Genomic DNA, 14,529 nt, shown 5'->3' on the forward strand with positions numbered 1-14,529 from the left:
TGGTCTCCTGCTTTTGGCATTCCTTGTACTATTCGTTTTCCGTTCTGTTGGTGCGGTGCTTCTCTTTCTAGTTTCCCGATTTCTTTTTCCAATTTTTTCACATTTCCTTCTGCTCGTCCATCTAGCACATTTCGGACTTCAGTTTTTAATTGAAGTATTTTTGTGGCAAAAGGCTGGTTTTCCTGCACCTGTTTATCTGTTCCTTTAAAGGTTCTTTGGTGTTCAATTTTTGCATAGTATTTTATATCATCGATATTGACGGGTCGCCCATTTATTTCACGGTTGAATGAAGCCACATAATCCTTCATAATCTCCCGGGTATATTTTTGCAAATCTTTATTATGGTTTTGCAACCGTTTCAGTTCGTATTGTGAAGGGCTTACGATAATAGAATAAAACCGTGGCTCGTGCTTTTCAAGTTTTGCGGTATTGCTATCAATTTCCCTGACCACTTCCTCTGCTGAAATCTCGTCGCCATATTGGTTAAAAAAATGCTCCATATCCTGTTGTTCCAATCCTTGGTTTTCCTTCTCCAGATAGCCAACAAAATCAGCCGAACTTTTAGAATAATTACCTCCTATTTTTTGAGGTGAGATTGTAATATACATAGCTCAAAAATTTACAGTTGGTTACTTGGATTTTGTTTTTCACGGAAGCGTACTTCCTTTTTTTCTTCGGCATATTTCTTTTCTAAAATCAGCGGTTTTTTGTTTGGCTGTTCTGTCTCAAAAAGGGATTGAATCATTGCGACCGTGGGTTTGGTTTGTGTCTTTTCAACATCACGCATTATAGCGATGACTGCATTGATTCTTTTTAATAGTTTGGCTTCGATGGTTCGCCCTGTCGGACCCAATTTTTCCTTTGGCGATATCTCGTTATAGAAGAAAAAATCAAGGATATTTTCCATTGCTTCGGTATGGGTCTTGAAGTGTGTCTTTGAAAATTCCTGAAAACGTTTGGCAGTTTTCCTTTTGAACCTGATGGTGATGAATGAATCCATTTTCTTTCGCTTTTTTTGTGTATTTGACGTAAATCCATCCCTGTTTACAGGTTGTTCAAGGGCATTTGACGCAAATCGAAGAAATATATATAATCCATTAATTTTCAAGTTGTTGAAAATCAATTGGTTATAAGCTAAAAGGAATATGTAACGCGGCTCTGCCCGTTACCCTCTTGCTATTCCTTTTCGTCACGCCAAAGCGTGACAAAAATTTCATACAATCTGGCTAAAAAGCCAATTGCCCTTTTAGGAATTCGGAAATTCCAATATGTAAAATATAGATGGATACAGCTACCAGCGAAAGTTAAAAATAGGGTAGCTATATAAATTATGTGTGCTGAATTTCAGCGAAATAAAGATACGGTTTTTTTATTGAACTGGAATTACTTGAAAAGAAAAAACACCTCCAAAATTTAGAGGTGCTTGATTATTAAGTTTAGAAAATTAGATGTTGAATATGAACTTATAGGAATATAAATTTCGTAATGCTTCTTCCTCTATCATCGTTTCAAAACAGGTGTAATTTTCCCTTACGTATTTGCGAATATCATCGCCAAATTTTCGTTCCACGTCTTTTTTAGAATCCTCTAAAAGTCGGTTTTGAGCCTCCTCGCTCAAGTCTGTAAAATTGAGATAAACCATAGCCTGAATTTTTAATATTCGCTTGGTAACATCAGCGTATCATTTACAAAAAATAACCGCAATTCATCGAGCGGAAAATCGGTTGCCCGATAGCCGTGTTTTTCCAAAATATTGTCGTTGCCATCTGTATAAATAATTTCAGCTTCATATCCTGTAAAATTTTGTTTTTCCTCGGGCAATCTTTTAAAGTCTATGGTTATAAATTCGCTTCGGTTCATCAGACTTTTTGCAATTACGGAAGTGTCCGTAATGAGCCAAAAACATTCTGCTACTTCTGACAAATATTTCAATCCGTCCGTAAAACGTGTTCTTAGTAAGGGGATTTGATAGAACATTTCTGTTCCCGTAAAATATTGCAATCGCTCTTTTATTTCGTTAACTTGTGCTTTCATTGTGCATATATTTAATGTGTGAATAATGAAAAAGAGGGCGCAACTTTCGAGAGGAACGCCCTCTTTATTTTGAAGATTACTTATCGCTTTTACTTCCAAGTAGAAGGATTTCATCGGCTACGACTTCCGTTACATAGCGTTGGTTGCCATCATCGGTCGTGTAGGTTCGGGTCTTTAGTTTCCCTGTGATTCCTACTTCTTTGCCCTTTTCGACATATTTCTCAACAATTTCAGCGGTCTTTCCCCAGGCCACTACGGTATGCCAATTGGTGTCCGTTTGCTTTTCGCCTTTGCTGTCCTTGTAATACTCGTTAGTAGCGAGTGAAAAGCGGGCTACTTTCTTACCGCTTTCAAGGTTCGTAATGGTTGGCTCTTGACCAACGTTTCCAATTAACTGTACGTGATTTCTAATAGTACTCATAACTAAATATTTAAGTGATTTATATTTCCCCTATTGATTTAAAACAGATTAAATTTTAAGGGGTGTTTGTTCTTTTCTTCTGTGCACAGCACAATGGATAGAGTGGGTTTTGTCAAGACTTTTAGGGAACAAATCAGGTGTGTTTGCGACGTAGCAAACCTGCCTTTTTCGGCGGGTTTCAAGGAAGTAGAAGCCTTATTTTTCATTAAAACTTGTACAGTCTTGACAAGTTCCATAAGGGCATTAGCAATTCTTTTAAACGCAGTTGCGTTTGAGCGTACCGGTACTTAAGCGAGATAAGTAGCTGTGGTTAAATTAGAATTGGTTATGTCGTGCCTGTTTTTCGACGCCCCGAAAAACAACAAAGGCTTTATCCATTATAAACCCCTTAAAATGTGTAAGGCAGCGGTTCGGTTTTTAAGAATTTTCGAGTGAAGGCTCAAGAAGACTTCGCCGCAAATTCTGTTAAGAAAACTGAGGCGATGACTTTCCGCTCAAGAAGGCGGACTTAATTCACGATTTTGGCTCGGGAATGAAGTGTTCCTTCCCAGCATCGCGGGAAGGGTTAACGAAATGGAAAGCTGAAATTGTGGATGATGTCCAAGACCTTTTTAGAGAAGCTCTTTTCCCGTAATGTAGCTTTTCGCGGAATGTAGGGGAATGTGCTGAACGGATTATGAAAACGAATTATCCTATTTAGTAGAGTTTAAAGCGGTCTTAATTTCAAAGATGTAGATTGACGTTTTCCGCTTTTGGGGGATTTAGCGTTATGGAAATCGGAAACTTTGAAATTGTGTCCAAGACCTTGTGTAATGAAGCGCTTTTTCCGGAATGTAGCTTTTCGCGAAGTGTAGGGGAATGGGCTTAATAATTTAAAAAAATAAATTATTCATTCTAACTCACTTTTTAACTAATTAAAGAATGATAGCCCATCACTTGATAAATTTTTAAGACCTTTGTTAATTAAATGATAATAGAACAAAATTGTCGATGAATATATTTAAGAAAAAACTAGAAGATACATCCCCAAAGGAATTAAATTTTGAACCCATAGAGTTATTTCAAAATTTGTTCCATAAGGAAGGATATGCATATTTAAGAGGAATACAAGAAGAGGTATTAAACTCCTGGCATAGTATAAGAGACCAACGAGATGTTTTGTGTAAAATGAATACAGGTTCTGGAAAAACGCTTGTAAGCTTATTGATGTTGCACTCAAAAATGATTGAAGGAGTCGGTCCAAGTTTATATTTATGTCCAGACAAACAACTATTAGAACAGGCAAAGTTGCAAGCGGATTTATATGGAATACCCGTTTGTGAAATTGAATATCAAGGGCAAAGAAGTGTTTTTCCTGATGACTTTTTAAATTCAAAAGCTATTCTGTTATGCACGTTTCAAAAGCTTTTCAATTCACGCTCTATTTTTGATAGGGATAATATCGATGTCGGCTCTATTGTTCTCGATGATGCCCACGTATGCCTTGATAAAGCTAGGCAAGCCACCACCATAAACATTCCATTCGGTCACGAACTTGCCGAAAGATTACTAAAATTATTCAATGATGAATTAAAGTATCAAGCACCAGGAACTTACCATAGGTTAACTGATGGCGATCCATATGCTAAGATACTTAAAGTACCTTACTGGGCTTGGCTCACGCGTTTAGATGAACTTGTGCATCTTATAGGCGAGTTCAGTGAAGACAGCGAGCTGATGTTCAAATGGGGTTTGATAGCGGACGACTTAAAATCTTATGATTGCTATGTGGGACCAAGAGGTATTGAAATCGCACCGTCTTATGTGCCATTTCATAATGTACGCGCCTTTAACGAAGCAAAACATAGGTACATACTTTCAGCTACATTTGAAGACCAGATTGATTTGATAAAGGATTTAGGTATTGATATCGATAGTATCAAAAACGCCTTGATTCCCAAGGATCGTAAGGACGTTGGTCAAAGATTGATTCTTGCCCCACAAAGATTCGATTCGAGGATAACTGACGAGCAGATAATGGATTTGGCTAAAGAATATGCAGATTCTGGCGTAAATGTAATGGTTTTAACACCTTCTGCAAATAGAGCTGAAAAGTGGGAAGATATTGGCGCAGAAATTATTGAAAAAGATAACATCAATAAGGATATAGCCAGTTTAAAATCCAAGAAGGGATCGTTGAATGTTCTGGTGAATCGTTATGATGGTGTAGATTTGAATGGCGATATGTGCAGGATTTTGATATTGGACGGCTACCCGTCATTTAGTTCGTATGAACAGTTATATGCAGAGTTACGTCTAGAGTCTGTAAAATCTTCCCTAAAGGCTCAAATTATTGAGCAGGGTCTAGGCAGAGCTGTAAGGTCTGGCAGTGATTATTGCGCGGTGTTTCTAATGGGGAAGGATTTATTACAGTTTTTAGGAAACAAATCGAATCTACAGTATTTTACACCAGTAACACGGAAACAACTCAAACTGGGTCTATCACTATTAGATGATGAATCAAACGATAATGCCCTAAAAACAATTAGAGATACCGCTAAATTATGTCTTGTGCAAGATATGAGTTGGCGCGAGTACCATTCTGGAATACTTTCGCAAGTGGAGACTGACAAAACCGATGAGCGGGTTATTAAGAATTTGGAAATTGCCGATACCGAGTCAAAGGCCATAGACCTTTTCAGAAGACGGAATCACGAAGGAGCTTCAAAAATAATCTTGGATGAGATAGTTGATACAATTGATTTAACCCAAAAACAGAAAGGTTGGTATTTTGAAAAAGCAGCCAATTATCTCTATCTAGATAATATCCCGAAATCTAACGATTTACAAATAAAAGCAGCAAAGACGGCCTCACATATGTTGCAGTCAAAGAACGGACATAGTTATACTAAAATAATGGCAAGTGTAGAGCAGGCGACACAAGTCCTCAATTTCATAAAAAGATATGAAACATCCCAAGATTTTAAATTGTATTTAGAAAGTCTATTGGATGATCTTCAGTTCAGTCCGGACATACCACATACAAAATTTGAAAACGCCTTGGCAGAAGTTGGAAGACTAGTCGGTTTTCATACTCAAGAACCAGAAGCAGAATTTGGTAACGGTCCTGATGTCCTTTGGGTAATGACTGGAAATCATTATTTAGTTTTAGAGGCCAAATCTAGAGCTATACACGGTGAAATCACTAGAGATAACATTAATCAGTTATTGGGCTCAGGCGAGTGGTTTAAGAAACTATATGGTGAAGCAGCAAGTTTTAATTTAGTAACAATTCAACCACCAAATATAAAAGGCTGGAATGTGAACACTAGCGCAAATACTAGAGTTATTGACGAAGAATCCTTAATTTCGTTAAAAATTACTTTAAGAAGATTTGTTGATGGGATCAACAGTTCCGGTTTTACTGCATCAAGTACTAAAGAAATAGCCAACTTGTTAGGCTTACATAATCTGACAACAAACGGTTTTCTAAACACATTTCTAAAGCCTGTTGTTTCAAAAAAGGGGTAAAACTTCTTTAAAACATAGATGGTCGAGTGGTCTAAGGCACCTGATTGAAGATCAGGCGTACGGGAAACTGTACCGAGAGTTCGAATCTCTCTCTATCCGCAGGTACGCAAGTATTTTAGCCCGCAATTTAAAATTGCGGGCTTGTTGGTTATTGCAATTAGCATAATTGTTAGTGAAAAAGAATGTTCTTCAAAAAATCAATTGTTACTAAAAATCCAGTTTAAGGTACTGGACAAACCTTAATTTAATTTATGCCATATCATAGACTTCATCAAACAGCTTTTTATCCAACCGTTCTTGTTGGCCAAAGCTTTTCTTTAAGACATTATGAAGTACTGAATTAAACGCATTATAGCCCAACCAGAGATTTGGTTTTTCATTGAGCAACAAGGCTTCATAGTTCAAGATTTCTATGACTTCACGAGACTTTTTTGAAGGGGCGCTGTTATTGTCGCTACATTCATATCTGAACAATTTCGTTTTGTCAAGAATGGCCTTCACAAATTCTTGTGTATCGATGATTTTACATTCCTTCATCTTGTCGAATTTCTTGGTAATGGTATAAAATTCATTGTCCAGAAATTTATCAAATAGATTGTTCAGCCTCGGCATAATCAAATGCGTGTTGTTCTTACTGTGCTTGATTGAAAACTCAATTTCTGCCTGGGAAACGTGCAGGCCATTTGAACACACTTCTCTATAAAATCCAAAGTGACCAGAGGTCTTTTCACTACCGTCATAGGAATTTTTGAACCGAAGCATCGGCAGTATCAAATCTTTATCGTTCTTGACCGTAAACTGGCTTTTGTCGTCGATGATAAAGTCGGTAATGAACGACCTATCATTTTTGTTGATGGTTCGTTTATGAAAGTTTAGCTGTGCATCGGTCAACATTTCTTCAGCATTCTTGAAGAATAGTTGATTCGGAATGTGTCCGTAACTGTTCGATACCACGTTGACAATTTTGCCATTTGAGATAATAGCATTTTCAAGCCCTCTTCGAGATTCCATCTGTGTCAGACTCTTTAAGGATTTCATTTCTGATGGAACAAAGATTTCATCCTGTTGCAAATTTTGTAAATACATAGCTTTTGAATTTTAGTTAAACAATATTTGAGCAGTACCCAAACGGAAGTTAAAATCTTGGCTCAAAAGGAAACGGAATAAATAAGCGTAGGAAGTTGCGTTGGCTTTATGCCGTAGTCTTTTGATGGATGTATTTTACGAGTTTACCTTTGCACTAACTATTGATTGATAACCCCTTCCTTAAGAACCCATCTTTCAAAACACTATCATAAAAAAGAAGAAGGGCCAGCACGAATGCCGACCCTTCTTCAAACAACAAAAGCTAATCGTTGAGTTCCTGAATTTGCTTTTCAAGAACCGTGATGCGCTCTTTCAAACGTGCTTCACGCTTGTCTCGTTTTTCGGCATATTCCTTTTCTATGCCGGCAATCTTGGATTTATAATATCCCTGTATCGCATTATAAAATGAAATGTTGGTAAGATTATTGACGTGATTGCTTTCGCCAAAATGCACTTGCCTCGTGAGCATATACCGTATCAATTTATGGAAGATTTCCTTTTTGAACTTCTTCTTGAAATTCTCTACCATTTCAACTCTGGTCATCTTTGAAGTGTCGCTCAGGAATTTTGAGAAATACTTCTGCTGGCTCATATAGTCCACGTTGTTTTCAAATAGTGATATCGAGAATGCGACCATTTCATCTGTTGAAAGTGTCTTCTTTGTATCAATGTATTTCGTCTCACGAATCATCTGCACAACTTCCTCAAATTGCTTATTGTTCTCTATTTGCTTCTTGCGGATTTCCCTTTCGTTGATTTTTACGATTTGTTCTTCAGGTGTACAATCTGCCATTTTTCTGTTGGCCAATGGTGCCGAATATTCCGTAGAATCGTTCTTTGATTTTTCGACAATTTTTACAAAGACCTCTTTATTCCTGTAAGTTTTGGGATGAAACAAAATGCCATTTGTAAACCCATTTTCATTTGCTGAATTGTATTCTTCCAATGCTTCTTTGTAATTTTGCAACGCTTTTTCAAATTCGGCTTTTAATTCATCTTCAGAATAGTCATAATGTTGGTATTCTTTCTTAATTGCCTCTATTGTAGGTTCAATTGGATTTTCTATAATTTCAGCATCATCCAGTAAATAGACTTTCAATCCGTTCTTTTCCAACTGGGAAATGATTAATTGATTGTTTTTGTCATCCGCCCAATACTTCCTTATTTCGGGAATCATCAAAATATTCTCTTTCTTCGATTTCTCAATGAGGTTCAAGAACGACTTGTTCTTCTTGGTCTCATAACAAGCTGCTTTTGTACAGACCATTTGACCTTCGCCGAACAGATTGCCTTGATTGGCCGCATTGAACGGACATTCTACACAAGACCCAGCTTTTGGGACTAATTTTTTGTCCGCTACATCAAAGGATGCTTTTTCCAAATCATAGGTCTGGTCTTTAATCATCCTGTTTATCTGATGTGCATTAAAATCTTCGCCCATCGTTTCTAACATCATCAGCTGTTCTTCCGGTTCAAATAGCGCAACACCAACACCTAAGGAAATCGTCATTTCGCCATTGCGGACAAAGTGCTTAAAACCGTCAATCAATCCAGCCAGTTTAAGTCGCTGTCTGATAAAGTTATCCGTTCTTCCCAATCGCTTTGCAATTTCAGTAGGTGCGTATTTCTCGCTTAGGTAAGCAATCGCCTCGGCTTCTTCGGTAGGCTCGACATCCTGTCTTTGCAGATTCTCGATAATCTGAACTTCAAGAACATCATTGTTTTTATAAGTCCTCACGATACAGGGTATGGTCTTCTTTCCAGCCAAATTACTTGCACGATATCGGCGTTCGCCCATCACGATGACATAATGGTCATTTAGTTGCCTTACCGTGATTGGTTGCAACACACCGTGCTTTTCGATACTCTCAGATAGCTGCTTTAACGCATCTTCGTTAAACGTCTTTCTCGGCTGTTCTGGGTCAGGCTTGATTTTACCCAACGGTAAGTTCTGAATTTGAAGTGCTTTGGATTTCTTTCCATTTACTTCTTTCTTGGCAGTAGATTTCGCTCTACTGCGCTTCTTTGTGGTACTCGCTTTTGTTGTCATAATACTCAAATTTTTGATTAAACAATATTTGAGCAGAAACCAAACGGAAGATAAAATCTTGGCTCAAAAGGAAACGGAATAAATGAGTAGGGGAAGAAGCGTTGGCTTTATGCCGTAGTCTTTTGATGGAAGTATTTTACGAGTTTACCTTGCGTGTATATTGTATGATAATAAACTTCCCTTACGAAGAAGTAAGGTCGTGATTAGATAAAGTTTATTATTCTGATAGTAAATTCATAGGGTTTAAAAACAAATAGAAGAATTTAACATCAATAAAAATGTTGCCTTCAAAATAGCAAAATGTTGTACCTATGTTGTACCAAGTCATAAAAAAAGCCGAGATTTTCATCTCAGCTTTTTTAGTACCGAAGGCGGGAATCGAACCCGCAAGCCTTGTGAGCAATGGATTTTGAATCCATCGTGTCTACCAATTCCACCACTTCGGCATACTTTTTTTCCCTTCTCAAATTTGGATTTTGAATCCAGCGCGCCTGCCTGCCGGCAGAGGCAGGTCTACCAATTCCGCCACCGAGGCATTAATGGAGGGCAAAATTAATAAAATTTCTCATTATTTAATCAAAATACTGCTAAAATAAAGTCCGTCAAGCCAATTTAATTTATACTTTTGCAGCCTCTTATAAATTTAGCAAATCTAAACATAAGATAACCATGTCATTATCAGCCCCTGATGCAAAAATTTTCCCGTGTACACAAAGCCGGGATTTAGCCGAAAAAATAGCGAAAGCTTACGGGCAACCGCTGGGCAAGATAATCACGTCTACCTATAGCGATGGCGAGTTTCAGCCTTCATTTGAAGAATCTATACGAGGATCGCGGGTTTTCATTATTGGCTCCACAATGCCAAGCAGTGAAAATCTAATGGAAATGTTATTGATGCTTGACGCTGCAAAACGTGCTTCTGCGCGTCACATCACTGCTGTTTTACCTTATTTTGGATGGGCACGCCAGGATCGTAAAGACAAACCTCGTGTACCTATTGCAGCAAAACTAGTCGCTAATTTATTAGAAACTGCCGGAGCAACCCGTATCATAACAATGGATTTGCACGCAGATCAGATTCAGGGATTCTTTGAGCGTCCGGTTGATCATCTTTTTGCTTCAACTGTATTTTTGCCCTATTTAGAGTCACTTAATTTGCCTAATATGACAATCGCCTCTCCAGATATGGGAGGTTCTAAAAGAGCTTATGCCTATTCTAAAGCGCTAGATTGTGATGTTGTGATCTGCTACAAACAGCGTGAAAAAGCTAACGTTATCAGCCATATGGAGTTGATAGGTGATGTAAAAGGGCGGAATGTAATTCTGGCAGATGATATGGTAGATACCGCCGGTACACTTACTAAAGCTGCAGACCTGATGATGGAACGTGGTGCACTTAGTGTTAGAGCGATTTGTACGCACGCACTTTTGAGCGGAAATGCTTATGAGCGTCTTGAAAACAGTAAGCTTGAAGAGCTTATTGTAACAGACAGTATCCCGCCAAAACAAGAAAGCAATAAAGTACGCATCTTGAGTTGTGCAGATTTATTTGCTGATGTGATGCACCGTGTACACAGCAACACGTCTATTGCTTCAAAATTTTTAATGTAATTTATTAATACTTAATATATAATTAAATGAAGTCAATCACGATCACAGGATCTAAAAGAGAAAGCGTGGGCAAAAAGGCAACTCAAGCCCTACGTAATGCTGGACAGGTTCCTTGCGTACTATACGGAGGGGATGAGCCAGTACACTTTAACGCACCAGAAATTGCGTTTAAAGATTTGGTTTACACTCCAGATGCGCATACCGCGACTTTGGAGCTTGATGGAAACACCTACATGGCTATCCTTCAAGATATTCAATTTCACCCGGTAACAGATCGCATACTTCACGTAGATTTCTATCAAATCTTTGAAGGTAAAGAAGTTACCATGACTATTCCTGTTCACTTTGAAGGAAACTCTAGAGGGGTACGTAATGGTGGTGTTTTACGTAAAACATATCGTACACTTCGCGTTAAGGCATTGCCTAAAAACCTTCCTGATTATGTTGTTGCAGATATTACCAAACTTAAAATTGGTGATAAATTGTACATCACAGATGTTGAGCAAGGAGAATGGAAATTCCTTCACCCAGACAACACAGTGGTTTGTCAAGTTAGAACTTCGCGTAACGTTGTTGAAGATCTTGACGATGAAGACGAAGATGAAGATGGTACAGAAGCTACTGAACAAGCTGCTGACGCTGCAGAATAAATTGGGAAACCAATTTTATTATAAAACACCCGCATTAGTGGGTGTTTTTTTATACCCTAATTTTGAGATAAGCTTAACCCTTATATTCAAGCAAAACGCAACAAAATCTTAAATTTGCGCTTTAATCACTTTTAAGAAGTGTTTTAGTTTTAAAAAGCGAATAATAAACCTCTTTCATTTAATTAGATTTTAATCCTATGTCAGGTTTTTTCAACAACCTTTTTAAAGCATCAAAAGAACGTAAAGATCCCATGAAAAAATACCTTATTGTAGGCCTGGGAAACATTGGCCCCAAATATCACAATACCCGTCACAACATAGGTTTTAAACTAGTCGACGCTTACGCAGAAGAACAAGCTGCATCCTGGTCTACCGAAAAACTAGGAGATGTTGCCTACACTAAAGTACGGGGCAGAACCGTAGTTTTACTCAAGCCTAATACCTATATGAACCTGAGCGGAAAGGCTGTAAAATACTGGATGCAAAAAGAAAACATAAGCATTGAAAACATACTGATTATCACCGATGACCTCAATCTAGATTTTGGAACCATACGGGTAAAAACAAAAGGGAGCGATGGCGGCCATAACGGACTTAAAGATATTCAAAACCAATTGATGACCAGCAGCTATCCCCGGTTTAGATTTGGTATTGGTGACCGGTTTAGCAAAGGCAAGCAAATAGACTATGTGCTGGGCGAATGGGACAAAAATGAAGATCTTGATATGCCAGAAAGAATAGATATCTCGTGCAAGGTAATCGAAAGTTTTATAGCTTCGGGAGTGTCTAATACCATGAACGCTTACAACGGCAAATAAATTGAAACAACACACTTCAGCAGCAAAATTTGACGGGCAAAAAGGTACTGTGGTCACCATTGGCACCTTTGACGGTGTACATCTGGGTCATCGTAAAATCATAAACCGCCTGCTAGATAGCGCTCAAAGCAACGATTTAGAATCTGTAGTACTTACTTTTTTTCCGCATCCGCGTATGGTACTTCAGAAAGACACCGGTATTAAGCTTATCAATTCTATTCGTGAGCGCGTTGCCTTATTAGACGCTTGCAATCTGGATCACTTGGTGATTCACCCATTTACGCAAGAATTCTCAAGACTTACGGCAGAAGAATTTGTAAAAGATATTCTGGTAGATCAGCTCAAAGCGCGTAAAGTCATCATTGGTTACGACCATCGTTTTGGGCGTAATCGCAATGCCAATATTGAAGACCTGAAAGCCTTTGGCGAGCGCTACAATTTTGAAGTTGAAGAGATTTCAAAACAAGATGTAGATGATGTCGCTGTGAGTTCTACTAAAGTAAGAAAAGCTCTTAACGAAGGGAATCTGGATTTGGCTAATGAATACCTAGGCTATCCTTTTATGCTTAATGGAATAGTTTCCAGAGGAAAAGGATTGGGTAGAAAATTCAATTACCCTACTGCTAACTTAAAAGTTGAAGAAAGTTACAAGCTTATTCCGGCAAAAGGAGTTTATGTTGTACAATCTAAAATTGCAGACAGCACGATTTACGGGATGATGAGCATTGGCACCAACCCTACTGTTGGCGGTAGCGCGCTCACTATAGAAACCTTCTTTTTTGACTTCGATCAGGATTTGTACGACCAGCATTTACAAATAGAATTACTCACGCGCATACGCGACGAGAAAAAATTCAAGTCTGTAGACGAACTTATTGCAGCCATGCAGACTGATGAACAATTTGCTAAAGCATTCATTCAAAAATCAGATGCTCGATAAATGGCTTTTTAAACAGATAGACAACAGCGCGCTCGTCGTATTTAGAGTGCTGTTTGGTTTTTTGATCACGTTAGAAGCCTGGGGAGCGATCGCCACAGGATGGATCAAACAAACCTTGCTTGAGGGCGATTTTACCTTTAACTTTATAGGCTTTGATTTTTTACAGCCGCTTTCCGGGGATGGCATGTATTACTATTATGGCCTTATGGGGCTATTTGGTGTGTTTGTGATGCTAGGCCTCAAGTATCGGTTTAGCGTCTTAGCCTATGGCGTGATGTGGTCTGCCGTTTATTTGATGCAAAAATCTTCTTACAACAACCACTATTACCTTTTGATGCTTTTATTAGGTATTATGGCGTGTTTACCGGCTCACCGCTACCTTTCATTAGATGTAAAACGCAATCCAAAGCTTAAAAAACGGAGTATGCCCCGTTGGGTTTATGTGATTATCATCGCCCAATTATGGATTGTGTACACCTATGCTTCTGCAGCAAAATTATACCCGGACTGGCTAGATGCAAGTATGGCTGGCCAACTTATGGAAGCCCGCAAAAATTACTGGCTGGTGGGTGATTTTCTGCAGCAAAAATGGGTGCACTGGTGTATCGCTTATTTTGGAATTCTGTTTGACGGACTCATCATTCCGGCTCTGTTATTTAAACCTACGCGAAAGTTAGCATTTATCGTTTCGATCTTCTTTCACCTGTTCAATTCGTTTATTTTTCACATTGGCATCTTCCCATACATGTCTCTAGCATTTACGCTGTTCTTTTTTCCACCGGAAACCATTCAGCGTATTTTTCTACAGGGGAAAAAATTATATACTGAAAATGAAATCATCAGGCCCAAGCATTACAAACCGGCTCTTGTATTCTTTGGAATCTACTTTATCATTCAGATTAGCCTACCCGTAAGACATTGGTTCATACAAGATGATGTGCTCTGGACGGAAGAAGGACACCGCCTCAGTTGGCGTATGATGCTGCGTTCTAAAGGCGGAAGAATCAGCTTTAAAGTAGTTGATAAAGCAACCGGTTTAGAATTGCCTTTCAATTATCGTAAAATGCTTTCGCGCAAGCAACAACGCGCTGTAAGCACAAAACCAGATGTCATCTGGCAATTTTGCCAACGCGTTAAAAAGGATTATGCAGCAAAAGGAAAGGATGTTGCTATCTACGTAGATTGTAAAATACGTATCAACGGCGGCGACCTGCACAGCTTGATAGACCCTAAAGTAGATATGGCAACTGCAAAATGGGACTACTTCTGGCATAATGAGTGGCTCTTACCCTCGCCACTAAATAAAGAAGTTAAAAAAGCACCCTATTCAAAAGTTTCTTTTGAATAAGCAACACGCATTTCTCGCCGAATAAATCAGAAGAATTTACCTGTTAATTTTAAAAGGCATT

13 protein-coding genes and 2 tRNA genes are annotated in these 14,529 nt (G+C 38.4%); 7 read left to right on the forward strand and 8 right to left on the reverse strand.

The window, feature by feature from the left end; genetic code table 11:
• From mobB to BUB91_RS19910, 5 genes are all read right to left on the reverse strand, one after another.
• Positions 1-608, reverse strand: a 608-nt coding sequence (mobB, locus tag BUB91_RS19890) for a MobB family relaxase (RefSeq protein ID WP_254796116.1), incomplete at its 3' end; no start/stop codon positions are given.
• 11 nt (positions 609-619) lie between these two features.
• Complete coding sequence (locus tag BUB91_RS19895) at positions 620-1,000, reverse strand: BfmA/BtgA family mobilization protein (RefSeq protein ID WP_008610923.1); 381 nt, start codon at positions 998-1,000, stop codon at positions 620-622.
• A gap of 444 nt (positions 1,001-1,444) precedes the next feature.
• The gene (locus BUB91_RS19900) at positions 1,445-1,642 is read right to left on the reverse strand and encodes a hypothetical protein (RefSeq protein ID WP_073101100.1); all 198 of its coding nucleotides are present in this window, start codon (positions 1,640-1,642) and stop codon (positions 1,445-1,447) included.
• Between the two features lie 11 nt (positions 1,643-1,653).
• On the reverse strand, positions 1,654-2,034 hold the full coding sequence (locus BUB91_RS19905) for a DUF6876 family protein (RefSeq protein ID WP_008610919.1): 381 nt from the start codon (positions 2,032-2,034) through the stop codon (positions 1,654-1,656).
• Positions 2,035-2,110: 76 nt separating this feature from the next.
• The gene (locus BUB91_RS19910) at positions 2,111-2,455 is read right to left on the reverse strand and encodes a single-stranded DNA-binding protein (RefSeq protein WP_008610918.1); all 345 of its coding nucleotides are present in this window, start codon (positions 2,453-2,455) and stop codon (positions 2,111-2,113) included.
• 990 nt (positions 2,456-3,445) lie between these two features.
• Here BUB91_RS19910 and BUB91_RS19920 point away from each other — a divergent pair.
• Together BUB91_RS19920 and BUB91_RS19925 are read left to right on the forward strand one after the other, a co-directional pair.
• Entirely contained in the window at positions 3,446-5,965 is a 2,520-nt protein-coding gene (locus BUB91_RS19920; protein WP_008610917.1) for a DEAD/DEAH box helicase, read from the forward strand.
• A 14-nt stretch (positions 5,966-5,979) separates the two neighbouring features.
• A tRNA-Phe gene (locus BUB91_RS19925) sits at positions 5,980-6,064 on the forward strand.
• Between the two features lie 150 nt (positions 6,065-6,214).
• Here the strand turns inward: BUB91_RS19925 and BUB91_RS19930 are convergent.
• The 3 genes from BUB91_RS19930 to BUB91_RS19940 form a co-directional block, all read right to left on the reverse strand.
• Complete coding sequence (locus BUB91_RS19930) at positions 6,215-7,051, reverse strand: DUF932 domain-containing protein (RefSeq protein ID WP_008610916.1); 837 nt, start codon at positions 7,049-7,051, stop codon at positions 6,215-6,217.
• A gap of 262 nt (positions 7,052-7,313) precedes the next feature.
• The gene (locus tag BUB91_RS19935; RefSeq protein ID WP_008610915.1) at positions 7,314-9,101 is read right to left on the reverse strand and encodes a ParB/RepB/Spo0J family partition protein; all 1,788 of its coding nucleotides are present in this window, start codon (positions 9,099-9,101) and stop codon (positions 7,314-7,316) included.
• 363 nt (positions 9,102-9,464) lie between these two features.
• A tRNA-Leu gene (locus tag BUB91_RS19940) sits at positions 9,465-9,547 on the reverse strand.
• A gap of 223 nt (positions 9,548-9,770) precedes the next feature.
• Between BUB91_RS19940 and BUB91_RS19945 the strand changes: the two genes are divergently transcribed.
• From BUB91_RS19945 to BUB91_RS19965, 5 genes are all read left to right on the forward strand, one after another.
• Positions 9,771-10,712: a ribose-phosphate pyrophosphokinase gene (locus BUB91_RS19945; protein WP_073101104.1), complete on the forward strand. Its 942-nt coding sequence runs from the start codon at positions 9,771-9,773 to the stop codon at positions 10,710-10,712.
• A 26-nt stretch (positions 10,713-10,738) separates the two neighbouring features.
• A complete protein-coding gene (locus tag BUB91_RS19950; RefSeq protein WP_073101106.1) occupies positions 10,739-11,362 on the forward strand; it encodes a 50S ribosomal protein L25/general stress protein Ctc in 624 nt (207 codons plus the stop codon).
• 197 nt (positions 11,363-11,559) lie between these two features.
• Positions 11,560-12,180: an aminoacyl-tRNA hydrolase gene (pth, locus tag BUB91_RS19955; protein WP_073101108.1), complete on the forward strand. Its 621-nt coding sequence runs from the start codon at positions 11,560-11,562 to the stop codon at positions 12,178-12,180.
• Position 12,181: 1 nt separating this feature from the next.
• Entirely contained in the window at positions 12,182-13,120 is a 939-nt protein-coding gene (locus BUB91_RS19960; protein WP_073101110.1) for a bifunctional riboflavin kinase/FAD synthetase, read from the forward strand.
• Entirely contained in the window at positions 13,110-14,468 is a 1,359-nt protein-coding gene (locus tag BUB91_RS19965; RefSeq protein WP_073101112.1) for an HTTM domain-containing protein, read from the forward strand. The genes BUB91_RS19960 and BUB91_RS19965 overlap by 11 nt, the downstream gene beginning before the upstream one ends.
• Positions 14,469-14,529: the final 61 nt, after the last annotated feature.

Source organism: Leeuwenhoekiella marinoflava DSM 3653 (assembly GCF_900129005.1).
GTDB classification, from domain to species: Bacteria; Bacteroidota; Bacteroidia; order Flavobacteriales; family Flavobacteriaceae; genus Leeuwenhoekiella; species Leeuwenhoekiella marinoflava.

Coding starts and splice junctions, on each gene's coding strand:
- BUB91_RS19930 (WP_008610916.1), bottom strand. CDS start 7,051: ATGTATTTACAAAATTTGCAACAGGATGAAATCTTTGTTCCATCAGAA.
- BUB91_RS19965 (WP_073101112.1), top strand. CDS start 13,110: ATGCTCGATAAATGGCTTTTTAAACAGATAGACAACAGCGCGCTCGTC.
- BUB91_RS19920 (WP_008610917.1), top strand. CDS start 3,446: ATGAATATATTTAAGAAAAAACTAGAAGATACATCCCCAAAGGAATTA.
- BUB91_RS19905 (WP_008610919.1), bottom strand. CDS start 2,034: ATGAAAGCACAAGTTAACGAAATAAAAGAGCGATTGCAATATTTTACG.
- BUB91_RS19935 (WP_008610915.1), bottom strand. CDS start 9,101: ATGACAACAAAAGCGAGTACCACAAAGAAGCGCAGTAGAGCGAAATCT.
- BUB91_RS19950 (WP_073101106.1), top strand. CDS start 10,739: ATGAAGTCAATCACGATCACAGGATCTAAAAGAGAAAGCGTGGGCAAA.
- BUB91_RS19910 (WP_008610918.1), bottom strand. CDS start 2,455: ATGAGTACTATTAGAAATCACGTACAGTTAATTGGAAACGTTGGTCAA.
- pth (WP_073101108.1), top strand. CDS start 11,560: ATGTCAGGTTTTTTCAACAACCTTTTTAAAGCATCAAAAGAACGTAAA.
- BUB91_RS19900 (WP_073101100.1), bottom strand. CDS start 1,642: ATGGTTTATCTCAATTTTACAGACTTGAGCGAGGAGGCTCAAAACCGA.
- BUB91_RS19895 (WP_008610923.1), bottom strand. CDS start 1,000: ATGGATTCATTCATCACCATCAGGTTCAAAAGGAAAACTGCCAAACGT.
- BUB91_RS19945 (WP_073101104.1), top strand. CDS start 9,771: ATGTCATTATCAGCCCCTGATGCAAAAATTTTCCCGTGTACACAAAGC.